This window comes from Chitinophaga rupis (genome assembly GCF_900109685.1).
In the GTDB taxonomy this organism is placed as follows: domain Bacteria; phylum Bacteroidota; class Bacteroidia; order Chitinophagales; family Chitinophagaceae; genus Chitinophaga; species Chitinophaga rupis.
In genome coordinates, this window is sequence record NZ_FOBB01000011.1 from 169607 (window position 1) to 183814 (window position 14208).

13 protein-coding genes are annotated in these 14208 nt (G+C 48.6%); 4 read left to right on the forward strand and 9 right to left on the reverse strand.

The annotated features are described in order from the left end of the window. Nucleotides 1-27: 27 nt before the first annotated feature. Nucleotides 28-2130 (reverse strand): heavy metal translocating P-type ATPase, encoded by a 2103-nt coding sequence (locus tag BMZ54_RS29375; protein ID WP_089920284.1) that lies wholly within the window; start codon nucleotides 2128-2130, stop codon nucleotides 28-30. Between the two features lie 169 nt (nucleotides 2131-2299). Between BMZ54_RS29375 and tsaE the strand changes: the two genes are divergently transcribed. Together tsaE and BMZ54_RS29385 are read left to right on the forward strand one after the other, a co-directional pair. After that, nucleotides 2300-2737: a tRNA (adenosine(37)-N6)-threonylcarbamoyltransferase complex ATPase subunit type 1 TsaE gene (tsaE, locus tag BMZ54_RS29380; RefSeq protein ID WP_089920286.1), complete on the forward strand. Its 438-nt coding sequence runs from the start codon at nucleotides 2300-2302 to the stop codon at nucleotides 2735-2737. Between the two features lie 75 nt (nucleotides 2738-2812). Next, nucleotides 2813-4030: an alanine dehydrogenase gene (locus BMZ54_RS29385; RefSeq protein WP_089920288.1), complete on the forward strand. Its 1218-nt coding sequence runs from the start codon at nucleotides 2813-2815 to the stop codon at nucleotides 4028-4030. A 132-nt stretch (nucleotides 4031-4162) separates the two neighbouring features. Here BMZ54_RS29385 and BMZ54_RS29390 read toward each other — a convergent pair whose 3' ends face one another. Genes BMZ54_RS29390 through BMZ54_RS29400 form a run of 3 tightly spaced genes read right to left on the reverse strand, consistent with a single transcriptional unit; the run spans nucleotide 4163 to nucleotide 6181 of the window. Beyond that, nucleotides 4163-4963: an undecaprenyl-diphosphate phosphatase gene (locus tag BMZ54_RS29390; RefSeq protein ID WP_089920290.1), complete on the reverse strand. Its 801-nt coding sequence runs from the start codon at nucleotides 4961-4963 to the stop codon at nucleotides 4163-4165. A gap of 24 nt (nucleotides 4964-4987) precedes the next feature. Next, nucleotides 4988-5257 carry a DUF3098 domain-containing protein gene (locus tag BMZ54_RS29395; protein WP_089920292.1) on the reverse strand — a complete coding sequence of 90 codons (270 nt, stop codon included), beginning with the start codon at nucleotides 5255-5257 and terminating at the stop codon, nucleotides 4988-4990. Nucleotides 5258-5308: 51 nt separating this feature from the next. Further along, on the reverse strand, nucleotides 5309-6181 hold the full coding sequence (locus BMZ54_RS29400; protein WP_089920294.1) for a cell division protein FtsX: 873 nt from the start codon (nucleotides 6179-6181) through the stop codon (nucleotides 5309-5311). 142 nt (nucleotides 6182-6323) lie between these two features. Between BMZ54_RS29400 and leuS the strand changes: the two genes are divergently transcribed. Further along, on the forward strand, nucleotides 6324-9089 hold the full coding sequence (leuS, locus tag BMZ54_RS29405) for a leucine--tRNA ligase (protein WP_089920296.1): 2766 nt from the start codon (nucleotides 6324-6326) through the stop codon (nucleotides 9087-9089). 38 nt (nucleotides 9090-9127) lie between these two features. Here the strand turns inward: leuS and BMZ54_RS29410 are convergent, their stop codons facing one another. Genes BMZ54_RS29410 through BMZ54_RS29425 form a run of 4 tightly spaced genes read right to left on the reverse strand, consistent with a single transcriptional unit; the run spans nucleotide 9128 to nucleotide 12178 of the window. Continuing rightward, on the reverse strand, nucleotides 9128-9397 hold the full coding sequence (locus BMZ54_RS29410; protein ID WP_089920297.1) for a hypothetical protein: 270 nt from the start codon (nucleotides 9395-9397) through the stop codon (nucleotides 9128-9130). Next, complete coding sequence (locus tag BMZ54_RS29415) at nucleotides 9394-10806, reverse strand: radical SAM protein (RefSeq protein ID WP_089920298.1); 1413 nt, start codon at nucleotides 10804-10806, stop codon at nucleotides 9394-9396. Before BMZ54_RS29415 ends, BMZ54_RS29410 begins: the two co-directional genes overlap by 4 nt. Next, the gene (locus BMZ54_RS29420) at nucleotides 10799-11557 is read right to left on the reverse strand and encodes a prolipoprotein diacylglyceryl transferase (RefSeq protein WP_089920300.1); all 759 of its coding nucleotides are present in this window, start codon (nucleotides 11555-11557) and stop codon (nucleotides 10799-10801) included. The genes BMZ54_RS29415 and BMZ54_RS29420 overlap by 8 nt, the downstream gene beginning before the upstream one ends. 3 nt (nucleotides 11558-11560) lie before the next feature. After that, nucleotides 11561-12178, reverse strand: a complete 618-nt coding sequence (locus BMZ54_RS29425; RefSeq protein ID WP_143081179.1) for a hypothetical protein — start codon at nucleotides 12176-12178, stop codon at nucleotides 11561-11563. A gap of 170 nt (nucleotides 12179-12348) precedes the next feature. Between BMZ54_RS29425 and BMZ54_RS29430 the strand changes: the two genes are divergently transcribed. Beyond that, nucleotides 12349-13200: an endonuclease/exonuclease/phosphatase family protein gene (locus tag BMZ54_RS29430; RefSeq protein ID WP_089920303.1), complete on the forward strand. Its 852-nt coding sequence runs from the start codon at nucleotides 12349-12351 to the stop codon at nucleotides 13198-13200. A gap of 139 nt (nucleotides 13201-13339) precedes the next feature. Here BMZ54_RS29430 and BMZ54_RS29435 read toward each other — a convergent pair whose 3' ends face one another. Then, nucleotides 13340-14092: a hypothetical protein gene (locus BMZ54_RS29435; RefSeq protein ID WP_143081180.1), complete on the reverse strand. Its 753-nt coding sequence runs from the start codon at nucleotides 14090-14092 to the stop codon at nucleotides 13340-13342. Nucleotides 14093-14208 lie beyond the last annotated feature (116 nt).

Genomic DNA, 14208 nt, shown 5'->3' on the forward strand with positions numbered 1-14208 from the left:
CAAAGAAAGAGAAAAAAGGGGAATACCTTACATGACCCGCTTATACCGCAACCTTACTGAATTTACCGCCAGCACTATATCCGATACGGCCATTACGCCTGCGCCTACAATAGGGTTCAGGATGCCTAAAGCCGCTACCGGTATGGCCACTATATTATATGCAAAAGCCCAGAAAAGGTTTTGCTTAATGGTAAGATAAGTATGCCGGCCCAGGCCCAGTGCCAGCGGTAAAGCGGCCAGGCTGTCGTTCAGCAGCACCACGTTAGCGCTTTGCATGGCCACATGCGTAGCATCGCTCAGAGAAATGCCAATGGTAGCGCGGGCCAGCGCCGGCGCATCATTAATACCATCGCCCACCATGGCTACAGGCGCGGTTTGCATAAAGGCGTCTATTTTCTGCAGCTTTTGTTCCGGGGTTTGTTCTGCATACACTTCTTCAATACCCACCTGCTGCGCCAGCTCCTGGCATTTGCGGGTGGTATCGCCGCTTAGCAGCACGGGTTGTAAACCTGCCTGTTTAAGCGCCTGCACGGCACGGGCGGCATCAGGTCTTAATTCATCGGTAAAATCGATCCAGCCGGCCAGCTGCCCGTTGCGGAGCAGGTAAATGTTATGACTGTCGTCCTGTGTGGCTTGCTGCGCCATAATAAAAGAGCCCAGCTGCCACTGGTTACCTTCCTTATCCTGCGCCTGCATGCCGCGGCCCTTATATTCGCGCACCTGCTGCAATTGTACTTCACCCAGGCCCTTCCATTGTGCAGTAACAGAGCGGGCAATGGGATGGGACGAATACTTTTCCAGGCTATATACTATTTTCTTAAAATCTTCTTCCTCCATATCAAAAAAACGATAGCTTCTTAACTGCAGCTTGCCGGTAGTAAGGGTGCCGGTTTTATCAAATACCACATAACGTATGCTGCGAAAAGCTTCCAGTGTTTGGGCGCCCTTAATGAGTATGCCATTTTTAGCAGCGCGGCCCAGGCCTACCATTACTGCAGCGGGCGTGGCCAGGCCCATGGCGCAGGGGCACGCTATTACCAGTACGGCTATACTCCGCATCATGGCATTTACAACAGTGGTATAGCCTATCAGCCACCAGCCCAGGAAAGTGCACAGTGCAATACCTAATACCAGCGGCACAAAGATGGCGCTGATACGGTCTGCCAGCCGTTGCATGGGCGGCTTGGTGCCCTGTGCCTGCTTTACCAGCTCAATAATATAAGAGAGTACCGTATCCTTGCCCGTGGCGGTTACAAACATTTTCAGCGTACCATCTTCCAGGATGGTACCGCCAATTACCTTTTCTTTTTCGTTACGGCTTACCGGCGTGCTTTCCCCGGTGATCATAGATTCATTGATGGTGCCGCCACCCCAGTAGATGGTGCCATCCATGGGGATCTTATCACCGCTGTTCACCAGCACCCGGTCGCCAGGGCGCAGGGTTTGATTATCTACTTCGCGGATATGTTCATGCCCGTGACTATCATCTATCAGGCGGGCCATGGTCACCTGCATTTTTGCCAGGGCGGTAATGGCGGTGGTGGTTTGCTTTACAGATCTTTCTTCCAGCAAATTACCCAGGAATACCAGGGTAATAATGGCGGCAGCTGTTTCATAGAACATATAATCCGGCCCCAGGTGCTGCAGGGTACCCACAAGGCTGTAGCCATAGGCAGCAGTAGCGCCCAGGGTTATCAGCACATCCATATTAGCCATGCCATTGGTAAGGGAGCGCCAGGCGCTGCGGCCAAAATGCAACATGCCTACAAGGTATACGGGGGTGGCCAATACCAGCTGCACCCACGGGTTATGCAGCCAGGGCCAGCTTACCCACATGTGTAATAATAAAGGGGCGGTGAATACCAGGCAGGTAAAGAATTTGAACCGGAGTGTTTTAAAGAAAGCGTTCTTAGGGGCCTGCTCATCCGGCATTACTACCTGGTAACCCAGGTCATTAATGCCTTTCAGCACTATTTTGGGATCGCCCTGGCCCGGCATATTAAAGCTTACATCTTCGGTGGCAAAGCTCACCTGCACATCCTGCATGCCTTTATTTTCAAGGTATTTGGATACTGTTAGCGCACAACTGGTACAATTCATCCCTTTTACCTTGCAACTGATCGTTTCCATGTTGTTCTGTTAATGGTAAATAAACCGCTCTCAACAAAATTAGAAACTGTGGTGGTTTGGTGGTAAAATATTAATGCAACGGAAATGCAAAACTAATGGGCGGATAGAGTTACCTGGCTGATTTGAATATTTGCACATCCGCATATTTACACATTTGCTAATTTTGGTTATGGAATGGATCTTCACTGAAGCCCAGCTACCGGATACTGCCCGGGATTTTTGGGCGCATTTTAGCAGCCCGCGGGTATTTACCCTGAATGGGCAAATGGGCGCCGGCAAAACCACTTTTATCAAAGCGCTCTGCGCCGCCAAAGGCGTGGAAGATGCTACGGCCAGTCCTACCTTTGCCATCATTAACCAATATGAATATCATAACGGGCAAAACCAGGCGCATACTATTTACCACCTGGACCTGTACCGCCTGCGGGATGAAGATGAAGCCATTGCCGCCGGCATAGAAGATACGCTGTACCAGCCGGATGCCGTGTGCTTTGTAGAATGGCCCGGCATTGTAACCCGCCTGCTGCCGCCGGATAGCGTGCACCTGCAGCTGGAAGTATTGCCCGATCAGCGCCGCCGCCTTTCCGTGTTATTAAAAGCGCAATAACACTATGAAAGGGCAATCTTTAAATAGCTTATCTTTGAATATCACGTAATTTCACCGAACAATTTTGACACGAATATGGAGCAAAGGCAAAAACCTGTTGTGAGTGCTGGCTTTACTTATTCACCAATGGAGGAAACGCTGGATATCCCGCAGAAAAATTCCCGTTTATTCATTGGTATTCCCAAAGAAACATCTTTCCAGGAAAACCGGATTGCCTTAACGCCGGATGCAGTAAGCATCCTGGCCAGCAATGGGCACCATATAGTGGTGGAACATAAAGCCGGCGACGGATCGCATTACTACGATACCGATTACTCAGAAGCAGGCGCTGAAATTGTGTACGATAAAAAAGAAGTATATAAGGCGGAGATCATTGTAAAATCTGCGCCGCTGAACGATGAAGAAATTGAGCTGCTGCATCCGCACCAGATCGTAATATCGCCTATACACTTAGCTGCCCTCAAAGCCCCGCAGGTAGAGAAGATGATGGAGAAACGCATTACCCTGCTTTCTTTTGAGAATCTGAAAGACGATGCAGGCACCTACCCTATTGTGCGGGCCATGAGTGAAATAGCCGGCGGCGCAGTAATGCTTATAGCCGGCCAGTACCTCAGCAACGGCAATAAAGGCAAAGGTATTTTGCTGGGCGGCGTTACCGGCATTCCCCCCACCAAAGTAGTGATCATTGGCGCCGGCATTGTGGGCGAATTTGCAGCCCGCACCGCAATGGCGCTGGGCGCCTCCGTAAAAGTATTCGACAATAATATCTATAAGCTGAAACGCTTGCAGAATAATATAGGCGTCCGGGTATTTACCTCTGTGGTACAACCGAAAGTGCTGGCAGAGCAGCTGCGCAATGCAGATGTAGCTGTGGGCGCCCTCTCCTCCCAGAGCGGCCGTACCCCCATAGTGGTTTCCGAGGCGATGGTAAGTAATATGAAAGCCGGTTCCGTGATCGTGGATGTAAGCATAGACCGCGGCGGCTGTTTTGAAACCTCCGAGATCACCAGCCATGAAAACCCAGTGTTTAAGAAGTATGATGTGATCCATTACTGCGTGCCCAACATCCCCTCCGGGTTTGCCCGCACAGCTTCAGAAGCCATTAGTAATGTGCTGATGCCCTTACTGCTGGAAGCTGCAGACGACGGCGGTTTTGAGAACCTGGTATGGATAAAGCGGGGTGTGCGCAATGGTATTTACCTGTACAAAGGCGCGCTTACCAATTATCATCTGAGCGAGAAATTCAAATTAAAATATACGGACCTGGAGTTGCTGCTGGCCGTGAAAGGGTGATGTGAATGTGCTGGTTTTTATTGACGGCCTTATTAAGATTTACTTTGTCATAAATATAGAAGCCCTGACAAATCCAAACTTGTCAGGGCTTTTTACTTTTTATCAGTATACATTAGCACATCAGCACATTAATTACACCGTTAGCTTATACCCCATTGCGATGGCTATCAGGATGGCAATGCCTACCAGGATACGGTAGTACCCCCACATTTTAAACCCGTATTTCTTCAGGGAATCAATAAAGAATTTAATAGCCAGCATAGCTACCACGAACGCTACTACGTTGCCGATGAGCAGCAGCTTCAGGTTTTCCGGGTGCTCCATGATCAGCTCCCGGCCTTTCAGCAGCTTATACCCGGTAGCAGCAGCCATCGTAGGCACTGCTAAAAAGAAAGAAAATTCAGCAGCTACATTGCGGGTAAGCTTTTGCTGCATACCGCCAATAATGGTGGCTGCGCTGCGGCTTACGCCCGGTATCATAGCTATACATTGCCAGAAACCGATACGCAGGGCCTTAAAAATATTCATCTTGTCGTCAGAATCTATCTCCGGATGCAGGAACCAGTTATCTACAAACAATAGCACCACACCACCCAGCAGCAGGGTAATACCTACTACCAGCGGGCTTTCCAGCAGGGCGTCTATTTTATCGCTGAACAGGTAACCTATGATCAGGGCCGGTATTACGGCTATGATCAGCTTCACATAAAAGTTCAGGCGGTTCTTGTCAAACACCAGGAACTTTTTCCAGTACAGCACCACTACGGCTAATATAGCGCCCAGTTGAATGCATACCTCAAACAGCTTGGTAAATTCGTCTTTGTTAATCCCCAGCAGTGCGCTGGTAATGATCATGTGGCCGGTAGAGGAAACCGGTAAAAACTCCGTTAATCCCTCTACGATGGCTATAATAATAGCTTGTAATGTGGTCATTCTCGATAGCTGGTAGGTCTACAATCAGGCTTTGGGTTTGCGCATAATAGCATATACTTCTACCAGCAGGCCCAGTACAATTACAATAGGCGCCAGGGTTATTCTGCGAAAGCTGTATACTTCCTCCGGCTTAAAGGTGTTGGGATCGCCGCTGGCGCCTCCCATCATCAGCAAAAAGCCTATTACGATCACGGCCAGGCCGGCAATCATAATCTTGAAGTTGTCTTTGGCAAACAACGGACGGCTTTCAACAATTACTTTTTCTGCCGGCGCCGTTTTAATTTCTTTAGCCATATAGCGTGTAAATTAGAATTATCTGATTATAAACTGTTGTGCCGTTAACCTTTAGTACAGGTCATCCAGCTTTAAGCGCAAATACTTCATCACAGAACGGTGCGTACTTACTAAAGAGATACAGATACCGATCAGGATCATTCCCAGGAACAACACTGCGATCATGACATAATCCCGCAGGCCACTGAGCTCCGGCAACCACTGGTCTGCAAAATACAGCAGCCCTATTAAGGCTATAATAGCCAATACGGCGCTTAATGCGCCATTGATGATGCTGCGTATATCAAAAGGCTTGGCAATAAAACCGCGGGTAGCGCCTACCATTTGCATGGTTTTGATCAGGAAGCGGTTGCTGAACATGGCCAGGCGGATGGTATTATCGATCAGCACAATCACCACCAGGGCCAGTAATGCGCTGATAGCCAGCACCACAATGCCTATTTTACGTACATTCTCATTCAACCGGTCTACCAGTAAGCGCTGGTAAGATATTTCCCGTACCACACTCTGCTGGGTAAGGTTTTTTTCTATAATCCGCAAACTGTCTGCATTTACATAGCGGGCATTAGCCTTAATATTAATGCTGGCATACAAAGGGTTATATTGCAGCAGGTTAATGAAATCTTCGCCAAATTCTTTTTTGAACCGGGTGGCCGCCATATCCTTTGATACATACTCAATGGATTTTACGTAAGGCCGGGCAGCAATGGAATCGCGCAGGGCCTGGGCCTGGTCTTCCCGGACATTATCCCGTAAGATCACCTGGATCTCAATGCTTTCCTTAAAGTAGGCACTCAACCGGTTGGCGTGAATAATGATCAGTCCTAACGTCCCCAGCAGGAATAGTACCAGGGCTACACCAATAATGGAGTATAAGTAGGAAGGTTTGGATCTCTTTGCTGATGATTTTCCCGGTTGCGCCATTAAACCTAGAGTTTAACGGCGAAAATAATAAAAATTGGGACTTATGTTTAATTTTGCCAATCTTAAAAGACAATTTTAACAATGTAACAATTTTGCAGTAACACATTGGTTATACGCTTTTATTGTTATATAGCTTTTTTATATGGAATACAACTACAGGGATATAGAGAAAAAATGGCAGGAGCACTGGAAGCAAACCAAGGCTTACCAGGTAAGTAATGACAGCTCCAAACCCAAATGTTATGTGCTGGATATGTTCCCCTACCCTTCCGGCGTGGGGCTGCACGTTGGGCACCCGCTGGGTTACATTGCATCTGACATTTATGCCCGTTACAAAAGATTAAAAGGATTTAATGTGCTGCACCCCATGGGCTACGATGCCTTTGGCCTGCCGGCTGAGCAGTATGCGCTGGAAACCGGGCAGCACCCCGCCGTTACCACCGAACAGAATATTAAGGCTTTCCGGGAGCAGCTGGATCATATTGGTTTTTGTTTTGACTGGGACCGGGAGTTCCGTACCTCCGACCCGGGTTATTATAAATGGACGCAATGGATCTTCCTGCAGCTGTTTGACAGCTGGCTGAACCGGGCTACCCAAAAGGCAGAACGTATCAGCACCCTTACCGCCCTGTTTGAAAAAGAAGGGAATGCAGCCCATGAATGCCCCGGCGACCGCGCACTACGCTTTACAGCGGCAGAATGGAAAAGTTTTGATGAAGTGCGCCAGCGGGAAATTTTAATGCACTACCGCCTGGCTTACCTGGCCTTTGCAGAGGTAAATTGGTGCCCGGCCCTGGGTACCGTACTGGCGAATGATGAAGTAGTCAATGGCGTAAGTGAGCGTGGTGGCTACCCCGTGATCAAAAAGAAAATGCGGCAATGGTTCCTGCGCATTACAGAATATGCTAACCGCTTACTGGAAGGCCTGGAGCAGGTAGACTACAGCGATGCGCTGCGGGAAATGCAGCGTAACTGGATAGGAAAGAGCCAGGGTGCAGAGATCCGCTTTAATGTAAAAGATACCGATCAGCAAATTACCGTATACACCACCCGCCCGGATACCATTTTTGGCGTGGACTTTATGGTGCTGGCGCCGGAGCATGACCTGGTGAACCGTATTACCACACCAGATCAAAAAGCCGCGGTAGAAAAATACCTGGATTATGTGCAAAGCCGCTCTGAGCGGGAGCGCCTGGCAGAAGTGAAACAAATCACCGGCTGCTTTACCGGCGCTTATGCGCTGAACCCGTTTAACGGGCAGCCCATCCCCGTATGGATCTCCGAATACGTGCTGGCCGGTTACGGCACCGGCGCTATTATGGCGGTGCCCTGCGGCGATCAGCGCGATTTCCTGTTTGCCAAACACTTTAACATCCACATCACCAATATTATTGGCGATGCCTTTAACGGGCAGGAAGCCAACCCCACCAAGGATGCTGTTTTGCAAAACAGTGATTTCCTGGATGGCATGGTCATGAAAGCCGCTATGGATGCAGCTGCTGCCAAAATAGAGGAAATGGGCATTGGCAAAAGGCAGATCAATTACAAAATGCGGGATGCCGGTTTTAGCCGCCAGCGCTACTGGGGCGAGCCATTCCCGATTGTTTATAAAGACGGTATAGCCTACCCCGTAGCAGAAAATGAGCTGCCGGTAGAGCTACCCCACGTAGAACATTACAAACAGGGCGAAGATGGCGAAGGCCCGCTGGCCAATGTAACGGATTGGGTGAACGTGGCCCCCGGCATACGGCGGGAAACCAATACCATGCCCGGTTATGCCGGCAGCAGCTGGTATTTTCTGCGCTATGCCGACCCGCATAATACCACGGCTTTTGCTGACCGTAAAGCGGTAGATTACTGGAACCAGGTGGATGTTTATGTAGGCGGTGCAGAACATGCTGTAGGCCACCTGCTGTACTCCCGCATGTGGACCAAAGCCCTGTACGACCTGGGTTATATTGGGTTTGATGAGCCTTATAAAAAGATCATTAACCAGGGTATGATAGGCGGCAGCTCCCGCCTGGTGTACCGGGTACGCGGTACCAACACCTTTGTATCCCATGGCCTGAAAGACCAGTATGAAACAGATCCGCTGCATGTGGATGTAAATATTGTAGACGGCACCGAGCTGGATACTGATGCTTTCCGCCAGTGGAAACCGGATTACCGCGAAGCAGAATTTATACTGGAAGATGGCAAATACATTTGCGGCTCCCTGCTGGAAAAAATGAGTAAGCGTTTATTCAACACCGTTAACCCCAAAGATGTGGTGGATAAATACGGTGCGGATACCTACCGTATGTACGAAATGTTCCTGGGTCCTATTGAACAGTCCAAACCCTGGGAAACCAAGGGTATTGAAGGGGTGCACCGCTTTTTGAAAAAGCTGTGGCGCCTGTATGTGGATGAGAACAAGGGCCTGATCGTGAAAGATGCGCCGGCCACACCTGAGGAGCTGAAAGTATTGCATAAGACCATTCAGAAGATTGATGGAGATACCAGCAACTTCTCTTACAACACTGCCGTGAGCCAGTTCATGATCTGCTTAAACGAGCTGTCGTCCCTGAAGTGTAATAAACGCAGTATACTGGAGCCCCTGCTGGTATTGCTTTGTCCTTACGCCCCGCATGTGACTGCAGAGCTGTGGCAGCTGCTGGGCAATACCTCCAGCATACTGGAAGCTGCTTATCCGGTGTTTGACGAACAGTATGTAAAGGAAAGCTCGTTCACTTATCCCATAGCTGTAAACGGTAAAACCCGTACAGAGATGGGCTTTGCGCTGGATGCCGATAACGGCGCCATTGAACAGGAAGTGCTGGCGAATGAAGTAGTGCAGCGCTGGATGGAAGGTAAACCGCTGAAGAAAGTAGTGATCGTAAAAGGAAGAATGATCAACGTAGTTGTATAATTCAATGTGTGCCACGCCTTAAAGGTGTGGCACACTTATTAATGCATATTACCAAGTCCGCCCCCCATCATAAAAGCAGCCGTGCACACGGAAAACCCCAACAATAAAACAATCCCTGAAGAGATTAAAAATACTTTTCCCCACGGCTCCACTTTGGTGATTAATAATATTAAACCTGCCATTAACAGCAATACAGGAATGACGAGCACACTGGCCATACCGGCGCCAATGTCCGATGCGCATGCCAGTATGATCACTAGCAGGGCAATCACCGAAACAACCAGGATCTTTTTAAATACCTCACTCATTTTGCAGCTATTTTAGGCGTATAGTCATCAATTAAAGTACGTAAATATTCTTCTTTTTCATCCCTGTAAAACAGGTTCATGGTTTCAAAAGGAATAATGCGCCCGTCTTTATGCACAATGTGCACGCACGATTTTTTGATAGCCCGCACATCAAAATCATAGGCGTCAATAAACCGCATGATCACAACACGGAAAAGATTATTATAGCTCAGGCCGGGGGCCTGGATCTGCGGTAAGCAGCATAACAGCGATTGCATATCATTCACGGCAGCATCGGTTGAAATACCGGTGCTAAAGATCTTCAGCACATGTTTGTGCAAAGTTTCATCCTGTTCATATACAATCGTATTCTTTGAATTGTTCAGCAGCACCTCCGGATCTACAAAGCGGGTAAGCGGAAAAGCCTGCCCGCCCAGCTTCAGGGCGTATCCCATCATTAACGCATCAGGGTTGCAGGGCACAGGTATAAGATCGTGCTCATTAAACACATTGGTTTGCGCCAGGATCTGCTGCCGTACTTCCGTAAGTGTAATACGGTCGGTAGCCGGATCAAAGCCCTCCGTTCTGCCGGCAATTTGTGTGGGCTGCAGGGTTACGCCCCGCACACATTTCTGCTGCAGCGCAAAATCAATGATCTTACCTATTTCATCATCATTCAACCCCTTTTGTAAAGTAACTACCAGGGTGGTGCTCAGGTCCAGCTCATTCAGGTGTTCCAGCGCCTGCCGCCGTATGTCTGTAAGATCCTTGCCCCGCAGCTGTTCCAGCGCTTCGGGCTTAAAGGAGTCAAACTGCAGATACACTTCAAAGTCGGGCATATAGGTGGCCAGCCTGGCTGCAAACTCCTTATCCTTTGCAATACGCACGCCATTGGTGTTCAGCATCAGGTGACGGATGGGCTTCTTTTTGGCAATGTCCAGGATCTCAAAGAACTGGGGGTGGATGGTAGGCTCTCCACCGCTGATCTGCACCACATCCGGCTGTCCTTCATTGGCCACAATTATATCCAGCATGCGCTCAATTTCTTCCAGCGTTCTATGCCGCCCGTAGTGGGGCGATGACATGGCGTAACAGGTAGGGCAGGTAAGGTTACAGCGGTCCGTTACCTCTATTACCGTTAAACAGCTATGCTGCTCATGATCCTGGCACAGGCCACAATCATAGGGACAGCCGTAATGGGTATGGGTATTGGTTTTTAGCGGCGCTTCCGATGGTTTATTATAATTACGTGTGTTCTTATAATAGGCAATATCCGTAGCTATCAGCACTTTCTCCCGCCCATGTTCAGGGCAGTGTTTGACCATAAACACCTTATCATTCTCGAAAATAACCTTGGCGTCTATACGGCGTAAACAGGTACTGCAAAGACTTATGGTAAAGTCATAATAGGTATAATCTTTTTCAGGCATATTGCTTCTCGATTAAACGGGATGGAAAAATGATTGACGGTGCGTAATATAATAAGCCGGCCAGGCAGGCCAGCTGTATGCTGCCCAGGCCAAAGGCATACCGGTAGCCTGGTTTAATAAGATCAAGCATAAAACGGAACAGCAGGTAACCAATCATGAACAGCTTAAACCGGGCACCGCTTACCAATGTATATTTCTTTTGGATCCAATACAGCATACCGGCCAGCAACAGCAGGTAAATAATTTCGTACAGGCTTACAGGATGGCGGATAACACCATCACCCAGCTCCATGCCCCAGGGCAGGCTGGTGGCCACTCCATAGGTTTCCTCATACACACCCATGCTGAAACAGCCTATGCGCCCAATGATCATGGCCAGTATTAACGGGTATACGAAAAGGTCGCCGGATGACTGGCGCTCCCCTATTACCTTTTTAATGCTTTCCACCCCGATAAGGCCGCCCAGCAAGCCTCCTACGATCGTTTTATTCTGGTAAATGTATAACAGCGGGTTTTCACTGTGCAACAGTGCCGGCGGGTTTTCCAGGGCGCCCAGCAAACGGCTGCCCAGCACAGCCCCGAATATAGCGCCCGCAATCACCCACAGGCGGTTACTGTCCGGCAGGCCATCGCCCTGCTTTTTGCGCAGGTACAAAAAATAGCGAAAGCCCAGGAACATGCCCAGGGTTTCCATTACAGCATGTAATGGCAGCTTCAGGGAAAAAAGTGATACGTAAACCGGAAAGTGCACGCTTTATTGTTTTATCCACAGATCATGTGAAGGGTATCTTTCATAGGCAATAATACCATTTTCCCGGCTCAGATACACGCGGTAAATATGTTCATCTCCCCCTTTCACGCCGGTGGTATCTTTTTCCAGCAGCTCCACATTATTAAAAGTTTGTCCTTCCAGTAGATGGCTGTTATAATAAACCGTTTTGTACTGACCCGCTTCCGGTACATACCGTATGCCTGAATCGCCCATGGCGCCGCCGAAAAAATGAAAATCATTCAGGGCCAGGCTTACAGCCTTTGCCTCCTGGTTATCTATGTTCAATAATAAATTACCCTTACCGCGTACATACGCATAAATATGGCACCGGGGTCCATTAAACCCTGTTTTAATCTCCGCTGCCGCTGAACGCTCTACCACTTCGATCAGGATACTGTCTTTCTGCTGCCGGCTGTTCATAAAAAACAGCCGCTGGTCCTGCCGGTAAGGGAGCCAGGCGTCAAAGGCTGCGTCGCTAAAGGCCGGGCAGCTGATGGTACGTGAACAAAAGGTAAACACCTGCAGCACCACAAAGGCTATTAAGGCTATCATTACCCAAAAGGCAAAACGGACGCGGGTTTTAACAGGGGAATGTTGCATAGGTAACGGAGTTGTACCTTATAAATTTAAGCTATGCATGGCTGATTTAAAACTTAAATGCCTGTAACCTTTTACAAGCTTACCCGTTACCGGTGCTTACAAAAAATTAATATGCCCTTTACCTTTCTTAAAAAAACCCGTAATACTTTTATGGGCTTAATACCATCCTTATGAGTAAAAGATTATTATGGTTGCTGCTTTTGCTTACCGGCAGCAGCGCAATGGCGCAAACACCGTTAAAGGTGATCACCTTCAACATCCGCATGAATACGCCGGCCGACAGCCTGAATGCATGGCCTTACCGCAAGGACAAAGTAGCCAGTGAAGTGCTTTTTCATGAAGCAGATCTGTTAGGTGTTCAGGAAGCTTTGTATGTGCAAATGACCGATCTGCAGCAGCGCCTGCCCCAATATAAATACATTGGCGTAGGCCGGGGCGATGGCAAAACAGCAGACGAGTTCTCCGCTATTTTCTATGATACCACGCGGCTGCAGCTGCTGCAGGGCGAAACCTTCTGGCTATCCACCACACCAACAGTACCGGGCAGCAAGGGCTGGGATGCGGCCATTACCCGCATTGTAACCTGGGGCAAGTTCCGTGATAAAAAGACGAAGAAAGTATTCTTCCATTTCAATACCCACTTTGATCATAAAGGTGAGGTTGCGCGCCGGGAAAGCGCTCACCTGCTGTTAAAGCAGGTGCATGACATTGCTGGCGCCACACCGGCTATTATTACCGGCGACTTTAATGCCACCCCGGATGATGAACCTATACAGGTAATTGTAAATAACCAGGACCCATTGCATTTAACCGACAGCAAGGCCATTAGCCAAACGCCGCATTATGGGCCCACCGGCACTTTCAACGGGTTTAAGAAAGCAGAGCTATCAGACAAACCCATTGATCATATTTTCCTGAAAGGTAAATTCAAGGTGCTGCAGCATGCTACGCTGTCGCCCACCTGGCAGGGAAGATTTTCTTCTGATCACTTTGCTGTGTTCTGTAAATTGATTGTGGAGTAAAGTAGAATGCCACAATTCCAGGTACAAACTTAGTCAGCCCCATTTTAAATTGCACACATAAAAAAACAGGAACGGAAAGTAACCTGGCAAGCGGTTGTTCTTTCCTGTTCCTGTTTTAATTTCTTACTTCACTGATCAATCAATCATGCCCGTGGTCGGCATGCATACAGCTTTCAAAGCCGCTACGGCATTTCTTACCGGTACCTGTATCCATATTCACATTGATCACCAGGTGACCGCCGCTGAATGAGCCGGTGAAATCCCCGATCTGCAGCTTGGCTGCAATGATCTTCAGATCCAGCTTCAGCTTACCTTTCATAGAAAGGGTGCTGTCCCCTACCACTACATCCCGGGCATCTGCCTTCAGGGTCATGGAGCCGGACAGGCGAATGGTGAACGGTATGTCGTCTCCCTGCCAGGTAATTTTACCTGCAAGCACGGCAGCGGGTTTAGGTTCATCACCTTCAGCCTTTACATATACTTTTACGTACTTGTAAGTGCCTTTGGGAATGTCTATCACCCCCAGGAAACCGATGGCTTTTAATACATCCACCTGCCGGTCGCCTTTGACGCTGAAGTTAACTTCATCGTTGCCTTTCTTGGCGCTGAATTTAACTTCCCGTACCCGTAGCATAATTTCTGTCCAGGTAAAATCAAACAGACCGCTGGTTTTAGCCATGGATGGCTTGTTGGTGATAGCGGCCAGCTTTTCTATACCGGCTGCATCCCCGCCAATGGTAGTGGCCGCATTCTCTGCAGACATTTCATAACTGATCTGTCCGTCGGCATTTGCATTCTGTGGCTTTGAAGATTCTTGTTTCGAGCATGCGGAAAAGAAAAGTACTGACGCCAGGGCCAGCCCTCCGCAGACATGGTGGAATTTAGGTTGCATTGTTCGATATGGTTTAAAGTTGGGGAATTGTGAAACCGCAGTGAATATAACCTTTAATGGCGAGATAAAATGTTAACCGGATGCAATTTTAGATTTAGATCTACGATTTTAGATTG